This is a genomic window from Geothrix sp. 21YS21S-2, assembly GCF_030846775.1.
Lineage (GTDB): Bacteria > Acidobacteriota > Holophagae > Holophagales > Holophagaceae > Mesoterricola.
Genome location: NZ_CP132910.1, coordinates 3,869,940 through 3,891,713, shown reverse-complemented (window position 1 = coordinate 3,891,713; position 21,774 = coordinate 3,869,940). Strand labels below are relative to the sequence as shown.

At 68.3% G+C, this 21,774-nt stretch carries 22 protein-coding genes; 14 read left to right on the top strand and 8 right to left on the bottom strand.

What is annotated here, in order from left to right:
* Positions 1-2 precede the first annotated feature (2 nt).
* Positions 3-623: an outer membrane beta-barrel protein gene (locus tag RAH40_RS17185; protein ID WP_306598816.1), complete on the bottom strand. Its 621-nt coding sequence runs from the start codon at positions 621-623 to the stop codon at positions 3-5.
* A gap of 162 nt (positions 624-785) precedes the next feature.
* On the opposite strand from RAH40_RS17185, the gene RAH40_RS17180 reads away from it, so the two are divergent.
* Together RAH40_RS17180 and RAH40_RS17175 are read left to right on the top strand one after the other, a co-directional pair.
* Positions 786-1,508, top strand: a complete 723-nt coding sequence (locus RAH40_RS17180; protein ID WP_306598815.1) for a Smr/MutS family protein — start codon at positions 786-788, stop codon at positions 1,506-1,508.
* 110 nt (positions 1,509-1,618) lie between these two features.
* Positions 1,619-2,797 (top strand): LysM peptidoglycan-binding domain-containing protein, encoded by a 1,179-nt coding sequence (locus tag RAH40_RS17175; protein ID WP_306598814.1) that lies wholly within the window; start codon positions 1,619-1,621, stop codon positions 2,795-2,797.
* Here RAH40_RS17175 and RAH40_RS17170 read toward each other — a convergent pair.
* Complete coding sequence (locus tag RAH40_RS17170) at positions 2,787-3,341, bottom strand: 16S rRNA (guanine(527)-N(7))-methyltransferase RsmG (protein ID WP_306602309.1); 555 nt, start codon at positions 3,339-3,341, stop codon at positions 2,787-2,789. The genes RAH40_RS17175 and RAH40_RS17170 overlap by 11 nt on opposite strands.
* A gap of 350 nt (positions 3,342-3,691) precedes the next feature.
* On the opposite strand from RAH40_RS17170, the gene ybeY reads away from it, so the two are divergent.
* From ybeY to RAH40_RS17155, 3 genes are all read left to right on the top strand, one after another.
* Positions 3,692-4,336, top strand: a complete 645-nt coding sequence (gene ybeY, locus RAH40_RS17165; RefSeq protein WP_306598813.1) for an rRNA maturation RNase YbeY — start codon at positions 3,692-3,694, stop codon at positions 4,334-4,336.
* A 78-nt stretch (positions 4,337-4,414) separates the two neighbouring features.
* Positions 4,415-5,134 carry a hypothetical protein gene (locus RAH40_RS17160; protein WP_306598812.1) on the top strand — a complete coding sequence of 240 codons (720 nt, stop codon included), beginning with the start codon at positions 4,415-4,417 and terminating at the stop codon, positions 5,132-5,134.
* Positions 5,135-5,158: 24 nt separating this feature from the next.
* The gene (locus RAH40_RS17155) at positions 5,159-5,890 is read left to right on the top strand and encodes a YebC/PmpR family DNA-binding transcriptional regulator (protein WP_306598811.1); all 732 of its coding nucleotides are present in this window, start codon (positions 5,159-5,161) and stop codon (positions 5,888-5,890) included.
* 67 nt (positions 5,891-5,957) lie between these two features.
* Here the strand turns inward: RAH40_RS17155 and RAH40_RS17150 are convergent, their stop codons facing one another.
* Genes RAH40_RS17150 through asd form a run of 5 tightly spaced genes read right to left on the bottom strand, consistent with a single transcriptional unit; the run spans position 5,958 to position 9,802 of the window.
* A complete protein-coding gene (locus RAH40_RS17150) occupies positions 5,958-6,623 on the bottom strand; it encodes a flagellar motor protein MotB (protein WP_306598810.1) in 666 nt (221 codons plus the stop codon).
* Complete coding sequence (locus RAH40_RS17145) at positions 6,616-7,386, bottom strand: motility protein A (RefSeq protein ID WP_306598809.1); 771 nt, start codon at positions 7,384-7,386, stop codon at positions 6,616-6,618. The genes RAH40_RS17150 and RAH40_RS17145 overlap by 8 nt, the downstream gene beginning before the upstream one ends.
* A gap of 58 nt (positions 7,387-7,444) precedes the next feature.
* Positions 7,445-8,293 (bottom strand): tRNA1(Val) (adenine(37)-N6)-methyltransferase, encoded by an 849-nt coding sequence (locus tag RAH40_RS17140; protein ID WP_306598808.1) that lies wholly within the window; start codon positions 8,291-8,293, stop codon positions 7,445-7,447.
* Positions 8,286-8,948 carry an SMC-Scp complex subunit ScpB gene (gene scpB / locus RAH40_RS17135; RefSeq protein WP_306598807.1) on the bottom strand — a complete coding sequence of 221 codons (663 nt, stop codon included), beginning with the start codon at positions 8,946-8,948 and terminating at the stop codon, positions 8,286-8,288. Before scpB ends, RAH40_RS17140 begins: the two co-directional genes overlap by 8 nt.
* Positions 8,945-9,802: an archaetidylserine decarboxylase gene (gene asd / locus RAH40_RS17130; RefSeq protein WP_306598806.1), complete on the bottom strand. Its 858-nt coding sequence runs from the start codon at positions 9,800-9,802 to the stop codon at positions 8,945-8,947. Before asd ends, scpB begins: the two co-directional genes overlap by 4 nt.
* A gap of 286 nt (positions 9,803-10,088) precedes the next feature.
* Between asd and RAH40_RS17125 the strand changes: the two genes are divergently transcribed.
* From RAH40_RS17125 to RAH40_RS17090, 8 genes are all read left to right on the top strand, one after another.
* The gene (locus RAH40_RS17125; protein ID WP_306598805.1) at positions 10,089-10,661 is read left to right on the top strand and encodes a 4Fe-4S dicluster domain-containing protein; all 573 of its coding nucleotides are present in this window, start codon (positions 10,089-10,091) and stop codon (positions 10,659-10,661) included.
* Positions 10,662-10,665: 4 nt separating this feature from the next.
* Entirely contained in the window at positions 10,666-11,520 is an 855-nt protein-coding gene (locus RAH40_RS17120) for a CoB--CoM heterodisulfide reductase iron-sulfur subunit B family protein (RefSeq protein ID WP_306598804.1), read from the top strand.
* A 10-nt stretch (positions 11,521-11,530) separates the two neighbouring features.
* Positions 11,531-13,522, top strand: a complete 1,992-nt coding sequence (locus RAH40_RS17115; RefSeq protein ID WP_306598803.1) for a CoB--CoM heterodisulfide reductase iron-sulfur subunit A family protein — start codon at positions 11,531-11,533, stop codon at positions 13,520-13,522.
* A gap of 10 nt (positions 13,523-13,532) precedes the next feature.
* Positions 13,533-13,970 (top strand): hydrogenase iron-sulfur subunit, encoded by a 438-nt coding sequence (locus RAH40_RS17110; protein ID WP_306598802.1) that lies wholly within the window; start codon positions 13,533-13,535, stop codon positions 13,968-13,970.
* Positions 13,971-13,972: 2 nt separating this feature from the next.
* Positions 13,973-14,764, top strand: a complete 792-nt coding sequence (locus tag RAH40_RS17105) for a 4Fe-4S dicluster domain-containing protein (RefSeq protein WP_306598801.1) — start codon at positions 13,973-13,975, stop codon at positions 14,762-14,764.
* A 6-nt stretch (positions 14,765-14,770) separates the two neighbouring features.
* Entirely contained in the window at positions 14,771-15,772 is a 1,002-nt protein-coding gene (locus RAH40_RS17100; protein ID WP_306598800.1) for a 4Fe-4S dicluster domain-containing protein, read from the top strand.
* Positions 15,773-15,785: 13 nt separating this feature from the next.
* Positions 15,786-16,625, top strand: coding sequence for an FAD/NAD(P)-binding protein (locus tag RAH40_RS17095; protein WP_306598799.1), 840 nt, complete (start codon positions 15,786-15,788; stop codon positions 16,623-16,625).
* A 76-nt stretch (positions 16,626-16,701) separates the two neighbouring features.
* Positions 16,702-17,205, top strand: coding sequence for a GNAT family N-acetyltransferase (locus RAH40_RS17090; protein WP_306598798.1), 504 nt, complete (start codon positions 16,702-16,704; stop codon positions 17,203-17,205).
* Between the two features lie 190 nt (positions 17,206-17,395).
* On the opposite strand, the gene RAH40_RS17085 is transcribed toward RAH40_RS17090, so the two are convergent.
* The gene (locus RAH40_RS17085; RefSeq protein WP_306598797.1) at positions 17,396-19,504 is read right to left on the bottom strand and encodes a prolyl oligopeptidase family protein; all 2,109 of its coding nucleotides are present in this window, start codon (positions 19,502-19,504) and stop codon (positions 17,396-17,398) included.
* A 102-nt stretch (positions 19,505-19,606) separates the two neighbouring features.
* On the opposite strand from RAH40_RS17085, the gene RAH40_RS17080 reads away from it, so the two are divergent.
* Positions 19,607-21,655: a S9 family peptidase gene (locus RAH40_RS17080; protein WP_306598796.1), complete on the top strand. Its 2,049-nt coding sequence runs from the start codon at positions 19,607-19,609 to the stop codon at positions 21,653-21,655.
* Positions 21,656-21,774 lie beyond the last annotated feature (119 nt).

Here is a 21,774-nt window from a genome sequence, read left to right as displayed (position 1 = left end):
AGCTAGAAGACGACCCCCGCGCCCAGTCGGATGAAGTCGGCCGCCGGCGGGTCGCCCGCGCCGGTGTCGTGGCTGGTCAGGGTCTTGTGGTAGGTGGCCTCGAAGTTCCACCGCCACCGGCCCACGTAGCGCATGCTGTGCCCGATGCCCACGTTCAGGCCCAGGCGGCTCTTGTTGGTGACGGTGTCGGCGTAGAAGCTGGGATCGTCGAGGCTGGCGGTGAAGCGCTCCAGGTCCAGCGCGAGGCCGCCGATGAGGTAGGTGCCGAGGTGCCGCTGGGCATTGCCTCCGCCCACGAAGATCTGCGCGTCACCGCCGATGCTGAACATGGCGTCCTGGGTGTTGACGCGGAACTGGCCCGGCTCGTCCACGTGGCCCGAGAAGGTCTGGCCCGAGAGGTTCAGTCGCCACGCCAGGGAGCGGTCCACGGGGAAGCTGGCGGTGAACTGCAGGCCCAGGGCCGAGTCGTAGGACTCCCGGATGCCCGAGCCGTAGGTCGTGCTGTTGAAGGCGCCGGTGGGAACGCCCACCGTCACGCCGATCCCGAAATGGGGTTCCTGGGCGGCGAGGGGGCCGCCCATGGCCAGGGCGAGGGTCGTTGCTGCAGGGATCCAGAATTTCATGTGAGCCTCCAGGTGCTTAGAGCATCCAATTCCATGCCAGGTTGAATTTCCCACCAGCATTCAGGTTATCCGGTCCTCCTCCCCCGAATCCGTGGGGCATTTTGCTTCAGGTGTGGCAACTCTGCGACGGAGGGAGCTAACCTAGAAAAAATGGAGTCGGTCATGGTCTGGAAGAAGGATCTCGAAAAGCTGAAGAAATCCCTGGCGGAGGACCCGGCGCCCCCAAAGGCGCCGCCTCCCAAGCCCAAGCCGACGGAATTCAAGCCCATGGAGGAGGAGGATGCCGTCTTCCTGAGCGCCATGGGCAAGCGGCCCAAGGCCGCCCCCTCCATCACCGCCCCCGCCGCCCCGGCCCCCGCGGCCCCGCCGGCCCCGGCCGAGCCGGGCCTGGATTTCGCCTCCGCCATGGGCGAGCTGAAGGGCATGGTCGCCCTTCCGGCCACCCAGCTCGCGCCCAAACCGGCGCCCAGGCCCGAGCCGAAACCCGAGCCGCCGCCGGTGAAACTGCCCGCGCCTCCGCCGGCCCTGAAGGTGCCCGAGCCCCTGGAGACCCCGCTCCCCGAGCCCCCGCCCGCCCAGCCCGTGCAGATCAACCTGGCCGCTGGCATGGCCATCGACGTGGACGGCACCCTGGATCTCAAGGGCCACGGACGCAACGACGCCGAGGAGCGCCTCAAGGAGCGGATCCTCGACGGCCATGCCCTGGGCTGGCGCACCCTCCACGTCGTCCTGGGCCCCGCCGAGGACCTCCGGAGCATGTTCCTGGAACTGGTCGGACGCTCGGGGCGCATCGCCCGCTACGCCCAGGCGCCCATCCCCATGGGCGGGAGCCAGGCCTGGATCATCTATTTCCGCGGCCCCGGAGCCGCCCCCGAGGCCAATTGACGGTTTTTTCATTCGCCATTTTCCCAGGGGCCTGAAGGCAGTGCATAATATTAAAGGCACCAACCCATACCATGTCCTATAATCCCAACCAACCTTCCCGGGAGAACCTGATGCATAAGCGGACAAGGCTCCATGCGTTTGCGGTCATCTCTTGCCTGGCCATGGGGCTGTCGGCCCAGGAGCCCGCTGCCAAGCAGCCCGGCAAGACCACCGCGGAACCCATCAAGGTCGCCGCCCACTCCTCCCGCTGGGACTATCCCAAGGAGATCACCCCTCCCGAAGGCTTCAAGGTGCACATCGTCGAGAAGGGCGACACCCTGTGGGACCTGGGCAACAAGTATCTGGGCAACCCCTTCTCCTGGCCGCAGATCTGGGAGCTCAACAAGTGGGTCAAGGACCCGCACTGGATCTACCCCGGCGACCCCCTCATCGTCGACGCCTCCCGCTCCGCCGTGGCCCCGGGCAAGGAAAGCGACGCCGCCCCCTACGAGGTCTCCACCCTCAAGCCCGACCTGCGCAGCCGGCCCAAGCCGACGCTGGACGAGTACGCGTACTCCTTCCAGGACTTCATCCAGCTGCCCTTCATCTCCGCCAAGGGCGCCGACGCCTACTTCAAGAACGCCGGCGGCTTCCTCATCCACGGCCACCAGGACCGCACCCGCGGCATCCTCTCGGACGGCGACACGATCTACTTCAACGGCGGCTCCAACCAGGGCATCAAGGCCGGGGACAGGCTCGTGGTGACCAAGGTGCTCGCGAAGGGCTTCTACCACCCCGACGACATCACCCACCGCACGAAGATGGGCGACGTGCTTCAGCAGCAGGGGGTCATCCGCGTGACCACGCTCTACCCGGATTCCTCCGTGGCCATCATCGAGCACGCCCTCGACGGCATCTATGAAGGCGCCTACGCGGTGCCCTTCTCCGAGCCGGCCAACATCGTGGCCAACCTGCGCAAGGACGTGGCCAGTCCCGTGCCCCTCAAGGAACCCCTGGCCAAGATCATCTTCCTGCGCGAGGACCGCCCGGTCGCCGCGGCCGGGGACATGGTCATCATCGACCAGGGCGCCAACCAGGGCTTCAAGGTGGGCGACATCCTCATCACCGCCCGTCGCCGTCCCCTCGACAGCTCGACCATCACGGGCGACCCCGTCAAGGACGCGGCCCAGCCCTCCACCAACTACTTCCTGGGCCAGCTGATGGTGGTGCGCACCGAGGAGGGCACGGCCACCTGCCGCATCCTCCGCAGCAAGGAAGAGGTCTTCGTGGGCGACATCGTCACCCGCTGACGGCCCTGCGCAGCTCCAGCACCGCCCGCCGGCCCCGCGTCGGCAGGCGGTAGCCGTGCGCCGCCAGGGCGTACCCGGCCGGGGCCTCCTCGGGGGCGCCCTTGAGGGCCAGGAAGGGGGCTCCAGGGACACCGTGGCGCTCCCACCAGCCCAGGAGGAGGTCCAGGGTGCCCACGGCCTTGGCCACGCCCAGGTGGGCGCCCAGGGGCGGGAGCTCCTCCGCCCGGCCCGCCAGGGGCCGCAGGTTCGTCAGGCCCAGCTCCAGGGCCGCCTGCTTCACGAAGGCGATCTTCTTCCTGGACTTGTCCAGGGCGAAGACCGTCAGGTCGGGCCGCCCCAAGGCCAGGACGATCGCGGGGATGCCCATCCCCGTGCCGAAATCCGCGACCTTGCTCCCCGGCCCCAGGGTGTCCAGGAAGGGCAGGAGGACGGCCGAATCCAGGATCAATTCTTCAAACCGTTCTTCCATCTCCAGGGATGTCAGCGCGTGGGTACGGCTCCATCGATCCAGAAGATCCAGGTACTGTGTGACGGGTTCCTTCATCCAATCGGGGAGTAGCGGTTCCATTCCTACAAAATACACTTCTGCCTCGACACATGACCAGGATTTTGCCGTATTCACATTACTTACAGCATGGATCGCCTGGAAAATCCCTGGATAGCCCTTGGCTCATTGCGTGCGCAATTAGAGGTTTAGGTTCCCAAGATATTCAGGGGAAATTGTCAATTTCAGTGACGGTATTGACAATGGTATTAAGGGCACAAATACTGGACAGATCTTGAAGACTCTCTTTGAGCGAGGACCATATGAGCGCCGCACAAAAACCTTTTAAGATTGATTGGTCCAGCCGCAGCAAGCTCAGGGGCCCCGGTGACCGCTCCCTCGGGGATCTATTGCTCAAGCTCCGCGACCGCCTGGCACCGAAAGCCGAAGGCATATCCATCTCGTACCTCGACGACCGCGCGATGCGGAAGCTGAACAGGGAACACCGCGACATCAATCAGACGACAGATGTCCTCAGCTTCCCGGCAAACCCGGAAAAAGGCGCCTTCCAGCACCTAGGAGATCTGGTCGTCAGCCTGCCCATGGCCGAGAAGATGGCCAAGAAGCTGGGCGTCAGCCGGCGGCGGGAGGTCGAGACCCTGATCATCCACGGCTTCCTGCACCTCTGCGGCCACGACCACGAGCAGGACGGCGGCGAGATGCTGGCCCTGCAGGCCGAACTGGAGCGGGAGTTCCTGGAGGCCGAGCCCCTGCCCATGGCCGTCAAGCGCGGCCGCAAACCCGGCAGCAAGGTCAAGCGCCTCAAGGACGGCAGCCGGGTGGTGGTGACCGGCCGAGCGGCCCACGCCCTGGTCCGCAAGGAGGCCGCCAAGAAGGTCAAGCCCGCCAAGAAGGCGGAGAAGGCCCCCCGCAAGGCCGCCGAGAAGCCCAAGCGGGCCCCGGGCCGCCCCCGCAAGGCGGTCGAGGCGGCCGCGGCCCCCAAGCGGGTCGTGCGCCGCAAGCGTCCTCCCCTCCGGTCCGGCGTGCTGGGCTGAAAACCGAGCCTGGAAGAGGGCGCGGATCCCTTGTAAGATAGACGTTCGGCCGTTTTGCGGCCTTGGACTGGAGCCCCTGTGCTGAATCTTCTAATGGGCCTTGGCGCCGCCATCGGCGTGGTCCTGATCCTCCTCCCGCTCAGAGTGACGCTGTGGATCGGGGTCCCCCTGGGACTGGCGTGCGGGATCGCGCTCTTCATCTGGCGTTCGCGCCAGGTGCAGAACCAACTGGAGGCGATCTTCAACCGCGCCGGCGAACTCATGAAGAAACAGCAGTTCGACCCCGCCATCGAGGTGATGAAGGAGGGCTACGCCCTCTCCCGCTGGCAGTTCATGGTCAAGGGCTCCATCGACGGCCAGATCGGGGTCGTGCAGTACGTCCGCAAGAAGAACGACGAGGCCGAGCCCCTCCTGCGCACCGCCAGCTACCAGCACTACATCGCCAAGGCCATGCTGGGGATCCTCCAGTGGAAGCGCGGCGAGAAGAAGCTGGCCAGGGAGACCTTCACCCTGGCCCTCAAGGCCGGCAAGAAGGAGAGCCTCCTCTACGCGGTCTATGCCTACGTCCTGAACGAGATGAAGGACCGGGACAAGGCCATCGAGGTGGTCAACAAGGGCCTGGCGATCTGCCAAGGAGACGAGCGTCTCGCGGCCCAGCGCACCTGCCTTCAGAACAACAAACCCATGAAAATGAAACTCTACGGCGAACAGTGGTACCAATTCATGCTCGAGCGGCCCATCATCCGGCAGGAACCACCCCCCTTCGCCCGGATCTCCAAGCGCTCGATGAGAGGCTGACCTTTCCCTTTTTCGGAGTATTCCATGTCAGGCCACAGCAAATGGTCCACGATCAAGCACAAGAAGGGCGCCGCTGACGCCAAGCGGGGCAAGGTCTTCACCCGGATCCTCAAGGAGATCACGGTCGCGGCCCGCCTGGGAGGCGGGGATGTGGCCGCCAACCCCCGGCTGCGCCTGGCGGTGGATACCGCCAAGGGCAGCAACATGCCCAAGGACAACTGGGAGCGCGCCATCAAGAAGGGCACCGGCGAGCTTGAGGGCGTGACCTACGAGGAAGTGCTCTACGAGGGTTACGGCCCCGGCGGCGCGGCCATCATCGTGGAGGCCCTCACCGACAACAAGAACCGCACCACCCCCGAGATCCGCAGCTACTTCTCCAAGTTCGGCAACGAGCTGGGCGCGGCCAACTCCGTGTCCTACATGTTCACCAAGCAGGGCCAGATCGTCGTGGACGGCGAAGTGGCCGAGGACACCGTCATGGAGGTGGCCCTGGAGGCCGGCGCCGACGACGTGCAGGGCGAGGAGGGGGCCTGGATCATCAGCACCGACCCCGCCGCCTACCAGGCCGTGAAGGACGCCGTGGACGCCGCCAAGCTCCCCGTGCTGGAAGCCAAGATCATCCGCACCTCGGCGGTGCGGGTGGACATGAACAACGACAAGCTGAAATCCTTCCTGAAGCTCATCGACCTGCTCGAGGACAACGACGACGTCCAGAACGTCTGGACCAACGCCGACTACGACGAACCCGAGGAGTAGCGCCTACCCGCTCCCGCGCCAGGGTTCCCACGGCCGTTCCGCTTTCGCGGAACGGCCGTGGGACGTTTCAGCGTTCGGATACGCGCTGGAAGCGGAATTTCACCCGCCTTTGCAGGGCCCTGCCCTCGGGGGTGTCGGGGTTGCCTTCCAGCTGGGAGTCGCCGTGCGCTTCGGCAGCCAGGAGGGCGGGGTCCATGCCCAGGGCGACCAGGTGGCGCACCGCGGCCTGGGCCCGCTGGGAGCTGAGGTCCAGGGCGTCCTGGCCCTTGGCCCGGCCCTGCTCGTCCTGGGCGGTGTGGCCCTCGCACACAAGGGTGTAGCCGGGGTACTGGAGGGCGATCTCGGAGATGCGCTTCATCATGGGCTCGAAGCTGGGGTCGAAGGCCGATCCGCCCTCGCTGAAGAGGAGGCCTCCCCGGAAGCGCACCACCTGCATCTTCACGCCGTGGTCCTGGCCCTCGACGGGCTTGAGGTCGTTGAGGAGCTTCTCCAGGTCCGCGGCGCGCTCGGGGGCGATGCCGGTGTGGCCGGGGAGGACGCCCTCCCCCTTGGCGCCCAGCTCGTGCTGGAGGGCCAGGAGCACCTCCTGCACCTTGCGCTGGTCCTGGGAGGTGAAGGAATAGATCACGGCGAAGAAGGCCATGAGCTGCACCATGAGGTCCGCGAAGGTGATGAACCACAGGCCCTCGTAGTCGTCCTTCCGGCGCTGGGACCGGCTCAGGATCTTAGCCACGGGGGGCTCCGGCCCTGCGGGTCTTGAACCGGGGCGCCAGGGAGGCGTTGAGCTGCTCCTCCAGCTGGCCGGGGTTCATCTCGTCGGCGATGCCCAGGACGCCCTCGAGGATGAGGCGCTTGCGCTGGGCCTCCTCCCGGCTGCGGAGCTCCAGCTTGCCCGAGATGGGCAGGGCGAAGAGGTAGGCGATGACCGCGCCGTAGAGGGTGGACAGGAGGGAAAGCGCCATTCCCAGGCCGATGCCGCTGGGGTCCTTCAGGCTCGCGAAGAGGTGCACCATGCCGATGAGGGTGCCCACCATGCCGAAGCTGGGGGCGGCGGTGGCGATGAAGCGGAAGATCTCCTGGCCCAGGCCGTGGCGCTCCTGGGTGGCGAAGATCTCCTGGCTCAGCACGTCGCTGATGTGGTCCCGGTCCACCCGGTCCACCACCATGCGGATGCCGGCCTGCATGAAGGGGTCCGCGGGCATGTGCCGCTCCAGGCCCAGGACGCCCTCCCGACGGGCCCGCTGGGACAGGCCCACCAGCTCGTTGACGATCTCCTGGTGGGCGGCGGGGTGGGTGAAGAAGGCCTGGGTGGCCACGCCGAAGGCGCCGCGCACGGCTCCCAGGGGGAACCGGATGAGGGTGGAGGCGATGACCCCCCCGACCACCACGATCATGCTCTCCGGGTGGATGAAGTACCGGGGATTGGGCCCCAGGGAGATGGCCAGCACCAGCAGGCCAAGGCCCAGGAGCAGGCCGATCAGGGTTCCACGATCCATGGGGCGCCTCGGAGGGATTGATGACAGCTAGAGGTTACCAAGGAATTCCCGTGCCGTTTCACCCCAGGGCGAGGCCGGGGGGGAAGCCCATGGCCAGGCGGACCATGGCGATGGACGGATCCACGCTGCCGTCGCACCTGCGGATGGTCACGGGGGGCGCCACCACCGGGAACCCCGCGGCCTCCCCGAACCCCTCCGGCAGGTCACCTTTCCGGCACCCGGCGAACAGCGCGATGCCGTACGGCTCCCCCTCCTTGAACACCACGTCCTGCCGGCGCATGAGGAGGAGCTCCGCTTCCCGGTAGGCCTTCTCGGCGCGGTCGATCTGGTCGGAGGGGAACACGCACGCGAAGAGCCCCCCCGGCGCCAGGATGCGCGCGGCGGCCTTGGCGTAGTCCCCGATGTCCCCCCGCACCTCCAGCCGGGCCGGAATGGCCTGGGGATGCGCGGCCTCGGCCTTGGAGCCCACGGGCCAGTAGGGCGGCGAACCCAGCACCAGGTCGAAGGGTTCCTCCCCCGCGAACAGGTCCGGGTCCCGCAGGTCCCCTTCGTGGATGGTGTAGCGGTCCTGGAGGCCGTTGTAGGCCACGCTCTTGCGGGCCAGGCGCGCGGAGATGGCCTGGGCCTCCACGGTGTGGATCCGGGCGCCGGGGCAGCGCCAGGCCACGGAGGTGGCCACGCTGCCGATGCCCGAGCCCAGATCCGCCACCCGGGCCGGCCTCGGGCACCAGGTGGTGCCGTACCAGGCGGTGAGGATGTCGTCCGTGGAGAAGCGGTGGCCGCGCCGGTACTGGAAGAGCCGGTAGTGGCCGGTGATGAAGTCCAGGGTCTCGCCCTCCTCGGGCTCGACGCCCCCGGGGGGCCTGGGGCCGGGCCGGGTCCAGCCCTTGTAGACGTCGTCAGTCATCGGTCTCCCCGGGTTCTTCCTCGACGCCGTCGAACAGCCCGCCCTCGGGCAGGGGCGGCTCCAGGCGCGCCAGGGCCAGGGCCTCCAGGTTCGCCTCGCCGAAGTCCCCCAGCCGGGGCAGGTCGTTGAGGCTCCGCAGGCCGAAGTGGACCAGGAACTTCATGGTGGTGGCCCACATCATGGGCCGGCCCACCACCGCCTTGCGGCCGGCGGGGGTGATGAGCTCGCGCTCGGCCAGGCTCTTGACCTGGGTGGAGCAGCTGGTGACGCCGCGCAGCTCGTTGATCTCGGGGATGGTCACCGGCTGGCGGTAGGCGATGATGGCCAGGGTCTCGATCTGGGCGGGGGTGAGCTTGCCGCTGCGGGTGATGGTCACCAGGCGGCTGATCATCGCCTGGTACTCCGGCGCCGCCGCCAGGCGCCAACCTCCCCCCACCTCCAGCAGCCGCAGGCCCCGGGGCGGCACCAGCCGCTCCGCGAGCTTCTCCAGGCCCAGCCGGATGGTGCCTTCGCCCAGTCCCGTCAGCTCCTTCAGCCGCGCCATGTCCAGCACCTCGCCGCTGGCCACCAGCACCGCCTCCAGGGCGCCGGGCAGGTCCCCGCCGGCCTCCCACAGGGGCTCGGAATCCTGGAAGATCTCGTTGCCGTCCGTCACCGGAACAGCCCCAGGCGCTGGCCCACCCGCACCGGTCCCGCCGTCAGGGCAGGCTCCCACCGGGCCGCGCCGGGCCCGCCGATGAGCAGCACCACGGTGCTCCCGAACTGGAACGTGCCCAGGTCGTCCCCGGGGGCGCAGGGCAGGAGGTCCACGGGCAGCGACCCGTCCCGGGGGAGGGTCCGGCCGCTGAGCCACCGCCCGTCGATGATCACGCCCCCCACGTGGGTGGCGCCCACCGCCACCGCGGCCACCTCCAGCCCCTCGTCGGGGCCCGCGCCCAGGGCCACCCAGGTGGCCCGGCGGTTGCGCTCGTAGAGGCGGGGGACATGGGTGGTGCTGGCGTCGTTCACGGGCCAGAGCTCCCCCTCCACCCGGCCCACGGCGGTCACCAGCCCGCGGATGGGAACGTGGATGCGGTGGTAGTCCCTGGGGGACAGGTAGAGGGTCAGGTAGTGGCCCCCCTCGAAGCGGGCCGCGCCGGGGTCGTGCTTGAGGAGCTCGCCGATGCCGTAGGGGAGGCCCTTGGCCTGGATGGCCCGGCCGGCCTGGATGCGGCCGGAGGCGATGAGGAGGCCGTCCACGGGGCTGTTGACGCAGCCCGGGGCCTCCGGGGCCTGGGGCCTCAGGCCGGGCTTCAGGCGCCTCGTGAAGAGGGCCTGGAGGCTGGGGTAGTCGGCCAGGGGACGCTCGGCTTCGGCCATGTCCAGGCCGTAGGCCCGCACGAAGCGGCCCAGGACGGCCTCCCGGAGGCCTCCCGGGAGGGTGCGGCCGGCGGCCCACCCCGCCGCGGCGGAGCCGAGCTTCTTGGGGTAGACGCGCAGGAGGGAAAGGGAAAGGGGCCAGGAAGTCATTGCCAACCAAGTTATCACGCCCAGGGCGCAGCCCAGGATCAGGACGGCGGTCCGGCGGGACCTGGGGCGGAGCTTCATTTTCCACATAGTGACAAATTAACCTACCTGATTAGTCATGTTATATTCGATCTTTTTTTATTGATAGGGGTCACATTCCGGACTCCCGTGCCCGAATATCAGCGATAATCAAGGGTCCCCCCACCCCTTGATCCCTCATTCCCCAGGACGGATCCAAGCAGGTACTTGGGGAAAACGAAGTCATCTTCTCACGACGAAGGAGACGCCCATGTCCAGTGCTCACCATGCACCCGCCCCAGGGGATTCCCTCGCCTCCCGCCTGCGCCATGAATTGGGCATCAACCTCAACCACTGCTACCAGTGCGGCAAGTGCGCCGCGGGCTGCCCGGTGGCCGAGGACATGGACAACACCTCCTGCCAGACCCTGCGCCTCCTCCAGCTGGAACGGCCCGAACTGGACCGCCGGGTCCTGGAGAGCGAGGCCATCTGGCTGTGCCTGGCCTGCGAGACCTGCTCCACCCGCTGCCCCCAGGAGGTGGAGGTGGCCAAGGTCATGGACTACGTCCGCGAGGCCTCCCTCGCCCTGGACCTGGCCCATCCCAGGAGCAGGGACATCCTGGCCTTCCACCGCGCCTTCCTGGACTCCATCCGCGTCACCGGCCGCCTCTATGAAATCGGCCTGGTGGCCGACTACAAGCTGCGCAGCCGCCACCTCATGAAGGACGTGGGGCTGGCCCCGAAGATGTACGTGCGCGGCAAGCTCCCCCTCCTGCCCCACTTCATCAAGGGCCGCAGCGGCATGAAACGGATCTTCCAGCTCACGCTGGGAAAGAAGAGGTGACCCCATGAAGATCGGCTACTACCCCGGGTGCTCCCTCCTCGGCTCCTCAAGGGAGTTCGACGAATCCGTCAGGGCCCTGGCCCCCGCCCTGGGCCTCGAGCTGGTGCACGTCCCCGACTGGAACTGCTGCGGGGCGTCGAGCGCCCACGTGCTGGACCACAGGCTCGCCCTGGCCCTGCCCGCGCGCATCCTGGCCCAGGCCGAGGCCGCGGGCCTCACCGAGATCCTGGCCCCCTGCGCGGCCTGCTACAACCGCCTGTCCACGGCCCGGGACACCCTCGAGAAGGACCCCGCCCTGGCCCGGGAGATCGAGGCCATCATCGAGCAGCCCGTCACCGGCAAGGTGCGCATCGTGAACATCCTCGAGGTGCTGGACCGGTTCAGCGACGTCATCCCCGGGAAGATCACGAAGCCCTTCGCCCACAAGGTGGCGTGCTACTACGGGTGCCTCCTGGTCCGGCCCCCCAAGGTGCTGAAGTTCGACCGCGCCGAGGACCCCCGGTCCATGGACCGCCTCATGGCCGCCGCGGGCGCGGCGCCCCAGGAGTGGAACTTCAAGACCGAGTGCTGCGGGGCGGCCTTCTCCGTCACCCGCACCGACCTGGTGGCGAAGATGAGCGGGAAGATCGTCGACAACGCCGTCAAGCACGGCGCCGAGGCGATCGTCGTGGCCTGCCCCATGTGCCAGTCCAACCTGGACATGCGCCGGCCCGAAATCAACGCCCACCTGGGCGCCGACCACACGATCCCCGTCCTGTTCATCACCCAGGCCCTCGGCCTGGCGATGGGCATCGACGCCAACCAGCTGGGGCTGCAGCGGCACATGGTGCCCGCCGTCATGACCCCAGCGGCCGTCTGAGGAGCCTGCGATGTCACGTATCGGCGTATTCACCTGCCACTGCGGAGAGAACATCGGCGCCACCGTCGACTGCGCCAAGGTGGCGGAGTGCACGAGGAACGTCCCGGGCGTCGTCCACAGCGTGGACTACAAGTACATGTGCTCGGACCCCGGCCAGACCATGATCAAGGAGGCCATCAAGGAGCACAACCTCACCGGCGTGGTGGTGGCGGCCTGCTCCCCGCGCATGCACGAGCCCACCTTCCGCAACGCCGTGGAGGAGGCCGGGCTGAACCCCTACCTCTGCGAGATGGCCAACCTCCGCGAGCACTGCTCCTGGGTGCACGAGAAGGTTGATGCCACCACCGACAAGGCCGCCGACCTCATCCGGGTCATGGTGGAGAAGGTCAAGCACAACACGCCCCTCCTGCCCATCCGCGTGCCGGTCACCAAGCGCGCCCTTGTGCTGGGCGGCGGCATCGCCGGGATCCAGGCGGCGCTCGACATCGCCAACGCCGGCCACAAGGTCGTGCTGGTGGAGAAGTCCCCCTCCATCGGCGGCCACATGAGCCAGCTCTCGGAGACCTTCCCCACCCTGGACTGCTCCCAGTGCATCCTCACGCCGAGGATGGTGGAGGCCGCGCGCCACCCCAACATCACCCTCATGACCTACGCGGAGCTGGAGAAGCTGGAGGGCTTCATCGGCAACTTCAAGGCCACCATCCGCAAGAAGGCCCGCCAGCTGGACGAGAAGCTCTGCACCGGCTGCGGCATGTGCATCACCAAGTGCCCCCAGAAGAAGATCCCCGACGAGTTCAACGAGGGCCTGGGCAAGCGCAGCGCCATCTACGTCCCCTTCCCCCAGGCCGTGCCCAACAAGCCCGTCATCGACAAGGACAACTGCACCTTCTACAAGTCCGGCAAGTGCAAGGTGTGCGAGAAGATGTGCCCCACCGGCGCCATCCGCTTCGACCAGCAGGACGAGCTGGTCACCCTGGACGTGGGCGCCATCGTGCTGGCCACGGGCTTCAAGGTCATGCGCACCGACAAGTTCCCGGAGTACGGCTACGGGAAGTACGCGGACGTCATCGACGGCCTGCAGTTCGAGCGCCTCGCCTCCGCCTCGGGCCCCACCCTGGGCGCCATGAAGCGCCCCAGCGACGGCAAGGCGCCCGAGACCATCGTCTTCGTGGCCTGCTCGGGCAGCCGGGACCGGGCCAAGGGCGTGCCCTACTGCTCGAAGATCTGCTGCATGTATACCGCCAAGCACGCCATGCTCTACAAGCACAAGATGCACCACGGGAAGGCCTACGTCTTCTACATGGACATCCGCAGCGGCGGCAAGGACTACGACGAGTTCGTGCGCCGGGCCATCGAAGAGGACGACGTGAAGTACATCCGCGGCCGGGTCTCGCGCATCTACGAGGAGGACGGCCAGCTCATCGTCAAGGGCGCCGACACCCTCCTGGGCGGCGAGCCGGTGGAGATCAAGGCCGACATGGTGGTGCTGGCCACCGCCGTGCAGGCCCAGGACGGCTCCGAGGAGCTGGCCCAGAAGCTCCACGTGAGCTACGACCCCTACCACTTCTTCGCGGAGAGCCACCCCAAGCTCAAGCCCGTGGAGACCAACACCGCCGGCATCTACCTGGCCGGGGCCTGCCAGGCCCCGCGGGACATCCCCGAGACCGTGGCCCAGGCCTCGGGCGCCGCCGCCAAGGTGGCCTGCCTCTTCAGCCGGGACGAGCTCACCCGCGAACCCGTGGTGGCCGTGGTGAACCGCCTTCCGGCGCCCACGTTCTCCTACTGCGTGGGCTGCTTCCTGTGCCAGAGCGCCTGCCCCTACCAGGCCATCGAGGCCGAGGAGATCCGCGGCCGGGACGGCACGCTGATCAAGACCCTCGCCAAGGTGAACGCCGGCCTCTGCCAGGGCTGCGGCACCTGCGTGTCGACCTGCCGCACCAAGGCCATCGACATCCAGGGCTTCAGCAACGAACAGATATTCGCCGAACTCATGACCCTCTGAGGGGATGAAAATGACCGAACCCTTCGAACCCAAGATCACCGCCTTCGTCTGCAACTGGTGCACGTACGCCGGCGCCGACCTCACCGGCACCAGCCGCATCAAGTACCAGTCCAACGTCCGGGTGCTGCGCCTGCCCTGCACGGGCCGCATCGACTTCATGCTGCTGGCCAAGGCCTTCTCCCGGGGCTCGGACGGCGTGATCGTCTCCGGCTGCCACCCCAACGACTGCCACTACACCTCCGGCAACTACCACGCCCGGAGGCGCTGGATGATCTACCGCAACCTCATGGACTTCATGGGCATCGATACGCGCAGGGTGACCTTCTCCTGGGTGTCGGCCGCCGAGGGGGCCCGCTGGGCGGAACTGGTGAACGAAGTCACCACCACCGTCCGGGAGCTGGGCCCCTACACCGAATACAAGGAACTCGCCCTGACCGGCGTGGAGTGACCATGGACCTGAGAGAAAAATCCCGGCAGCTCCTGGAAAGCGGCGACGTCAAGGCCGTCATCGGCTACGAGCAGGGCACCATGGGCGCCCGGCGCCCGGCCTTCGTCAAGAAGGCCGAAAAGGCCGATCGCCTCGTCTTCGACGAGGCCTGCGCGCAGAACCTCGCCACCTACCTCACCCGCCCCGAGATCAGGAAGCTCGGGCGCGTGGCCATCACCGCCCGGCCCGACACCCTGCGCGCCATCCTCCAGCTCATGGCCGAGCGCCAGGTCAAGGAGGAGAACGTCCTCGCCCTGGCCGGGGACGGCACCGTGGAGCTCGCCTCGGCCCAGGCCATCGAGGAGCACCTGGCCACCTCGGCCAAGGAGCTCCCCGCCAGGGACCGCGAGATCCTGGAGCGCCTCTCGAAGATGGACCGGGCCCAGCGCTGGGCCTTCTGGCAGGGCGAGCTGAGCCGCTGCGTGAAGTGCTACGCCTGCCGCAACAGCTGCCCCATGTGCTACTGCGGCCACTGCACCATGGACTGCAACCGCCCCCAGTGGGTGCCGGTGGCCAGCCACGCGCTGGGCAACCTGGAGTACCACATGGTGCGCGCCATGCACCTGGCGGGGCGCTGCGTGGAGTGCGGAGACTGCGGCCGGGCCTGCCCCGTGGGCATCCCCATCCACCTCCTCACCTTCAACTGCGAAGAGAGCGTGCACCACCAGTTCGGCCAGAGGGCCGGGGCCAGCTCGAAGCTGGACTACGCCCTGTCCACCTTCCGTCCCGACGACAAAGAGACCTTCATCCGGTAGGGTGCCATGGCAGACAACTTCTTCCTCCCCCAAGCATCCCTCGACACGCTGTTCGCGGCCCTGGCCAAGGACGGCCGCCGGATCCTGGCCCCCACGGACCGGGACGGGCGCACCGAACTCAATCCCGTGGACAAGCCCGCCGACGTGGCCAAGGACTACCTCCAGACCATCCTCTCCGCCAAGGAGGCCGCCTTTCCCAAGGTGGAGCGGCTCATGAGCTTCACCACCGGCTCCAAGTCGGTGGACCTGGTGGACGCCGAGCCCCATGCCCTGCCCACCGTCCTCTTCGGCGTCCGCCCCTGCGAGGCCTCCGGCTTCAGGGCCCTGGACGCGGTGTTCAACTGGGACACCCGCGACCGCTTCTTCAACGCCCGCATGGAGGCCCTGGCCGTCATCGGCGTGGCCTGCACGAGGAAGGACGACGCCTGCTTCTGCACCAGCGTCGGCGGCGGACCCGGCTCCACCGCGGGCAGCGACATCCTGCTGACGCCCGTGGACGGCGGCTTCCTGGCCGAGGTCCTGACGGAGAAGGGCAAGGCCATGGCGGCCCTGGCCCCAGAGGCCTTCAAGGCCGACCCCGGCCTCGAGAAGAAGGTCGTGGACGTGCCGGTCGCCTTCGACCAGCCCGGCCTCACGAGGCGGCTCAAGGACCGGTTCGAGGACGGCATCTGGGTCGAGCAGAGCCTGCGCTGCGTGGGCTGCGGCGCCTGCGCCTACGTCTGCCCCACCTGCGTGTGCTTCGACATCGTCGAGGAGTCCGACGCCAAGGGCGGCCACCGCCTGCGCACCTGGGACTCCTGCGGCGGCCACATGTTCACCCTCCACGCCTCCGGCCACAACCCCCGCGAGACCCAGGCCCAGCGCTGGCGCCAGCGGGTCTACCACAAGTTCTCGTACTACCCCGAGCGCTACGACATGCTCGGCTGCGTCGGGTGCGGCAAGTGCACCCGGGCATGCCCCGTGGACATGAACCTCCAGGAACACCTGGCGGAAGCGGCCCAGGCCTGAGGGAGACACGACCATGACCGACACCAACATCTACCTCCCCCACCTCATGCGCATCGCGAAGATCACGGAGGAAGCCCCCGCCGTGAAGACCTTCCGGCTGGAGTTCATGGATGCGGCCGCCGCCGCGGCCTTCAGCTTCGAGACCGGCCAGTTCGGCCTCTACAGCGCCTTCGGCGAAGGCGAGTCCACCTTCTGCATCGCCTCCTCCCCCACCCGCAAGGGCTACATCGAATGCACCTTCCGCGAGGCGGGCCGGGTCACCGCGGCCCTGGCCGACAAGGAGGAGGGCGACGTGGTGGGCTTCCGGGGCCCCTACGGCAACCGCTTTCCCATCGAGCAGTGGAAGGGGAAGAACCTGGTCTTCATCGCCGGCGGCATCGCCCTGCCCCCGCTGCGCAGCGTCATCTGGAACTGCCTGGACCTGCGGGACTGGTTCAAGGACATCACCATCGTCTACGGCGCCCGCAGCGTCGCCGACCTGGTGTACAAGGACGAGCTCAAGGAATGGGAGGCCCGTCCCGACGTGAACCTGGTGGTCACCGTGGACCCCGGGGGCGACGTCCCCGGCTGGACCGGCAAGGTGGGCTTCGTCCCCCCCGTGGTGGAGGCCCTCAACCCCAGCCCCGACAACACCATCGCCCTGGTGTGCGGCCCGCCCATCATGATCAAGCTCACGCTGCCCGTGCTGGCCAAGCTGGGTTTCCCCCCGGAGGCCATCTTCACGACCCTGGAGAACCGCATGAAGTGCGGGCTGGGCAAGTGCGGCCGGTGCAACACGGGCAGCAGCTATGTCTGCAAGGACGGGCCGGTGTATACGCTTGAGCAGTTGAACAGCCTGCCGGCCGAGTACTAGCCGCAAGAACCGGGTTGTGGACAGGTGCCACCCGCCCCTACCTTGGGAGGGCCGCCACCGGCCCGATCGGACTCCCATGACCCGCACCATCCGCCCCGCCCTCGCCACCGACGCCGAAGCCATCGCCGCCATCGGCCGCCGCAGCTTCGTGTGGGCCTTCGGCCACCTCTACCCCCGCAAGGAGGTCCTGGACCGCTATCTGGACGCGACCTACTCGGTGGCGAAGATCGCCGCCAGCCTCGCCAAGCCCGCCAACGTCTACTTCGTCGCGGAGGGCGACCGGATCGAAGGCTTCCTGAAGCTGAAGGCGGAAAGCCCGGATCGCTGGCAGACCCAGAAGCTCTACATCGATCCGGACCTCATCCAGGGCGGCGCCGGCAAACAGCTCATGGCCGCCGGGGAGGAGGCCATGCTCCGCCGGGGGGTGGCGTCGTCCTGGCTCGTGGTCTATGAGGGGAACGGGCGCGCGCTTCGCTTCTATGCCGGCCTGGGCTATGCCCCGGCAGGGACCCGGACCCTGGACTTCGAGGGGACCCTCATCCGGTTCCTGGAAATGGAAAAGACGTTCCTGGCCCCGTAGGGAAACCCAAGGAAAGGACCGGCCAGCCAGGAAGGAGAAGGCGCGCAGGCTACCTGCATTCGCCGACCCATTCCTGCACTCGCCCTGCTGAAACAGGATGAATCGGATTTAGGGGATGGATGGGGATCTTCTCGCCTTGAGCTGCCCCGTTCATCCCTTGTCCAGGAAGCCCCGGGCTTTCCAAATGGTCCTAGTTTTCCTTCACGTCCACGCCCAGCGCCTTGAGGAGCCATGCGTCCACGTCCACCGCGATGGCGATCCGGGCGGAAAGGGGGGACCCGATGCCGTGGCCGGTGTCGGCGCTGGTGCGCAACAGCACCTCCCCGCCTGGATTGGCCTCCTGCAGCCTGGCGGCCATCTTGCGCGACTGCATGGGGTCCACCCGGGGGTCGTTGGCGCCGGTGAGGAAGAGCACGGAGGGGTAGGCGACGCCGTCCTTCACGCGGTGGTAGGGGGAGTAGGCGTACATGGCCTTGAACTGCTCAGGGTCCTTCACCGTGCCGAACTCCGTCGTGTTGAACTGCCCGTTGGGCGAGTCCTCCACGTGGATCATGTCGTAGATGCCCACGTGGGAGACCACGGCGCGGAAGAGGTCGGGCCGCTGGGTCAGGGCCGCGCCCATGAGCAGGCCGCCGTTGGAGCCGCCTTCGATGGCCAGGCGCGACGGGGTCGTGTAGCCCAGCTGGACCATCCGCTCCGCGCAGGCGATGAAGTCGTCGAAGACGTTCTGCTTCCGGGTCAGGCGGCCGGCGTCGTGCCAGGCCTCCCCGAACTCCCCGCCGCCCCGCAGGGCGGTGTGCACCTGGACGACGCCCTGTTCGAGGAGCACATGGGCCAGGTCGCTGTAGTAGGGCTGGGTGCTGACGCCGAAGCCCCCGTAGCCGGTGACCAGGGTGGGAGCCTTGCCGTCCCTTCGGGTGCCCTTGGGCTGGAGGATGAACATGGGGATGCGCGTGCCGTCCTTGGACGTCGCCTCCTCCCGGATGACCTCCGCGTCGCCGAAGTCGGCCAGGGGCGTGGTCCGCACCAGGGTGGGCTCGAGGCGGCCGGCCGCGGCCCGGTAAACGAGTCCTTCCATGGGGCGGGTGAAGCCCGTCGAGAAGAAGAAGACGTCATCGCCTTCCAGGGACTGGAGCCCGGCGTTCGTCGAGACCGGGGGCGCGGGGATCGTCCCGGGGAGCTCCCGGCCCTTGAGGTCGAACTGGCGCACCCGGGAGGGGCCGCCCAGCAGTTCCGCCACGTAGACCCGGGTCCTGCCGGGGGCCAGTTCGGTGAGGATGCCCTCCTGCTGCGGGATCACGACCCTGGCCTTGGCCAGGACCGGGTTCGCCAGGGGCATGCGCAGCACCTTGTGGCGGGGCGCGTCCTTCTTGCTGAGGAGCCAGAGGGCGCCGTCGCGGCCGAACTGCGCGTCGATGATGCCGTCCTCCTCGCGGGCCACCTGGGACCAGCGCCCGGCGTGGCGCAGCCAGAGGGCGTAGTCCCCGCCGTCGCCCTTCTCCACCAGGGCGAACTGGGCCCTGCCGTCCTCGGAGGAGGCCAGGCGGGTCTCGGCGATGCGCGGGAAGGCCCTGCCCACCTCGTGGGCGTCCGCGGAATCAGCGGTGCCCAGGCGGTGGAAGTGGACCTGCTGGAAGAAGTCCAGGTCCGCGGCCGGCCTTTCCCCCTTGCGCGGATACCGGGTGTACCAGAACCCCAGGCCGTCCCTGGCCCAGGCCAGGCTCCCGCCTCCGGTCCCGACCTGGACCCGCGGGATGACGTCCCCGGTCTCCTTGCCGGTGGCGGTGTCGTACACGTGGAGCGTCCCCTCCTCGCTGCCGCCCCGGGACAGGGACACGGCCACCTTGGCGCCGTCCAGGGACGGCACGAACCAGTCGATGGCGGTGCCGCCGGTGGGGTCGAGGGCCATCAGGTCCAGGAGCACCCGGGGCTGGGCGCCCGGAGCGATGGAGCCCAGCACCACCAGGTCGGGCTGCTGGCGGTGGGCGGGGTCGTGGCGCAGGGCGAAGATGCGCCCCGGCCGCCACACCAGGCCGCCCAGGCTGGGCGGGCGGTTCATCATCAGGGCGGTGATGCGCCTGCGCAGGATCTGCACCCCCGGCAGCCCGTCCAGGACCGCCCGGGCCCGCGCGTTCCGCTCCGCGCTCCAGGCCACGACCGCGGGGTCCTGGCCGTTCTCCAGCCAGCGGTGGCCGTCCCGGATCGTCACCCCGTGAAGCGTCTCCGTGACGGGCGGAGGCGCCGAGCCCCCCCATCCGGAACCGGCAAGGAGGAGCAGGGCAAAGGCGATCGGCCGCATGGTGGACTCCGGGGAGACGGGTCCGCCCCTGGACACTGGAGCGGGAGGCCGTTCGCAGTATCATATAACGATGCCATCCCGAGGGAATGGCCAGGAGGAAGCATGCTTCGGTCGCTGACACTGTCCCTGCTCTGCGGGACCATGGCCCTACCCGCCCTCGCGGCGGGGCCCCACCCCATCACCATCCACGACCTGCTGGCCATGGAGCGGCTGGGGGACCCGCGGGTCTCCCCGGACGGGGCGTCGTTCACCTTCGCCGTGGGCACGCCGGACCTGGCCGCCAACAAGACCGCCCATGACCTGTACCTGGGCGACGTGGCCGGCACCTGGACGCGGCGCATCACCGCGCCGGGCACCTCCAACTTCCAGGCCCGCTGGGCCCGGGACGGCAAGGCGGTGTTCTTCGTGTCGGGCCGGTCCGGCTCGTCCCAGGTGTGGCGCCTCTCCCTGGACGGGGGCGAGGCCGAGCAGGTCACGAAGCTGCCCCTGGACGTGGACGCGCTCGAGGTGGCCCCGGACGGGAAGTCGCTGCTGCTGGGCATGGCCGTCTTCCCGGGGAAGACCCCCGCGGAGACGAAGAAGCTGATGGAGGCCAAGGAGGCCGGCAAGGCCTCCGGCATGGTCTTCGACGGCCTCATGGCGCGCCACTGGGACACCTGGACCGACGGCACCCGCAACCACGTGTTCACCTTCGACCTCGCCACCGGCAAGGCCCGGGACCTGATGCCCGCCCTGGACGCCGACTGCCCCACCAAGCCCTTCGGCGGCAGCGAGGACTTCGCCGTCAGCCCCGACGGCAAGGCCCTGGTGTTCTCCGCCAAGGACATGGGCAGGGCGGAAGCCTGGTCCACCAACTTCGACCTCTTCGTGGTGCCCATGGACGGCTCCGCCGCCCCGAAGCGCATCACCACCAACCCCGCCTGGGACGCCCAGCCCCGGTTCTCCCCCGACGGCAGGACCCTGGCCTACCTGGCCATGAGCCGCCCCGGCTTCGAGGCGGACCGCTTCGACATCGTGCTGCGCGACTGGGCCACGTCCAGGGAGCGCAAATTCACCCTGCGCGTGGACGCCACGGCCCAGGGCGACCGTTCCGCGGGCACCATCGCCTGGTCCCCGGACGGCAGGACCCTCTACTGCCTGTCGGAGAACCTGGGCCAGCGCGCCCTGTTCGCGCTCGACCCCGCAACGGGCAAGGCCACGATGATCGTGGGCCAGGGCACCCTGGACGCCATCGAGTTCGCCAAGGGCGGACGCATCCTCTACGGCATGAATTCCCTCAAGGGCCCCACGGAGTTCTACACCGTGGACCCCGCGGGCAGGGACATCCGCCAGGTCACCCACTTCAACGACGCGCGCATGGCCGCGGCGAAGACCGGCAGGGCCGAGCAGTTCACCTTCAAGGGCGCCAAGGGCGACACGGTCTACGGCTACCTGGTCTACCCCGTCGACTTCGACCCCGCGAAGAAGTACCCCGTGGCCTACCTGGTGCACGGCGGCCCCCAGGGCACCTTCGGCAACGACTTCCACTACCGCTGGAACCCTCAGGTGTACGCGGGCGCCGGCTACGCCGCGGTCTGCGTGGACTTCCACGGCTCCACCAGCTACGGCCAGGCCTTCACCGACGCCATCCGAAACGACTGGGGCGGCGCGCCCTTCGAGGACCTCATGAAGGGCTTGGACCACGTCCTGGCCAAGCACCCCTTCCTGGACAAGGACCGCGTCGGCGCCCTGGGCGCGTCCTACGGCGGCTACATGATCAACTGGATGGCCGGCCACACCGACCGCTTCAAGACCCTGGTGTGCCACGACGGCAACCTGGACGAGCGCATGGCCTACTACGACACCGAGGAGCTGTGGTTCCCCGAGTGGGAGCACGACGGCCTGCCCTGGGAGAACCCCGGGGGCTACGCCAAGGTCAATCCCATCGAGTTCGTGAAGAACTGGAAGACTCCCATGTTCGTCATCCACGGCATGAAGGACTACCGGATCCCCTACTCCCAGGGGCTGGCCACCTTCACCGCCCTGCAGCGCAAGGGGATTCCCTCCAAGCTGCTCGTCTTCCCCGACGAGAACCACTGGGTGCTCAAGCCGGCCAACTCCCTGCAGTGGCATGAGAACGTGCTGGGATGGCTGGACCGCTGGCTCAAGTAGCTGGACGGGGGCGGAACGGGAAGGAGGGGGCGGCCGCCCCCTCTTTTCCGTTGTGGCCATTTGCCATTGATGGCCGATTTCTTCCCATTGCCTATATTGGTAACGCGAGGTTCCACCCC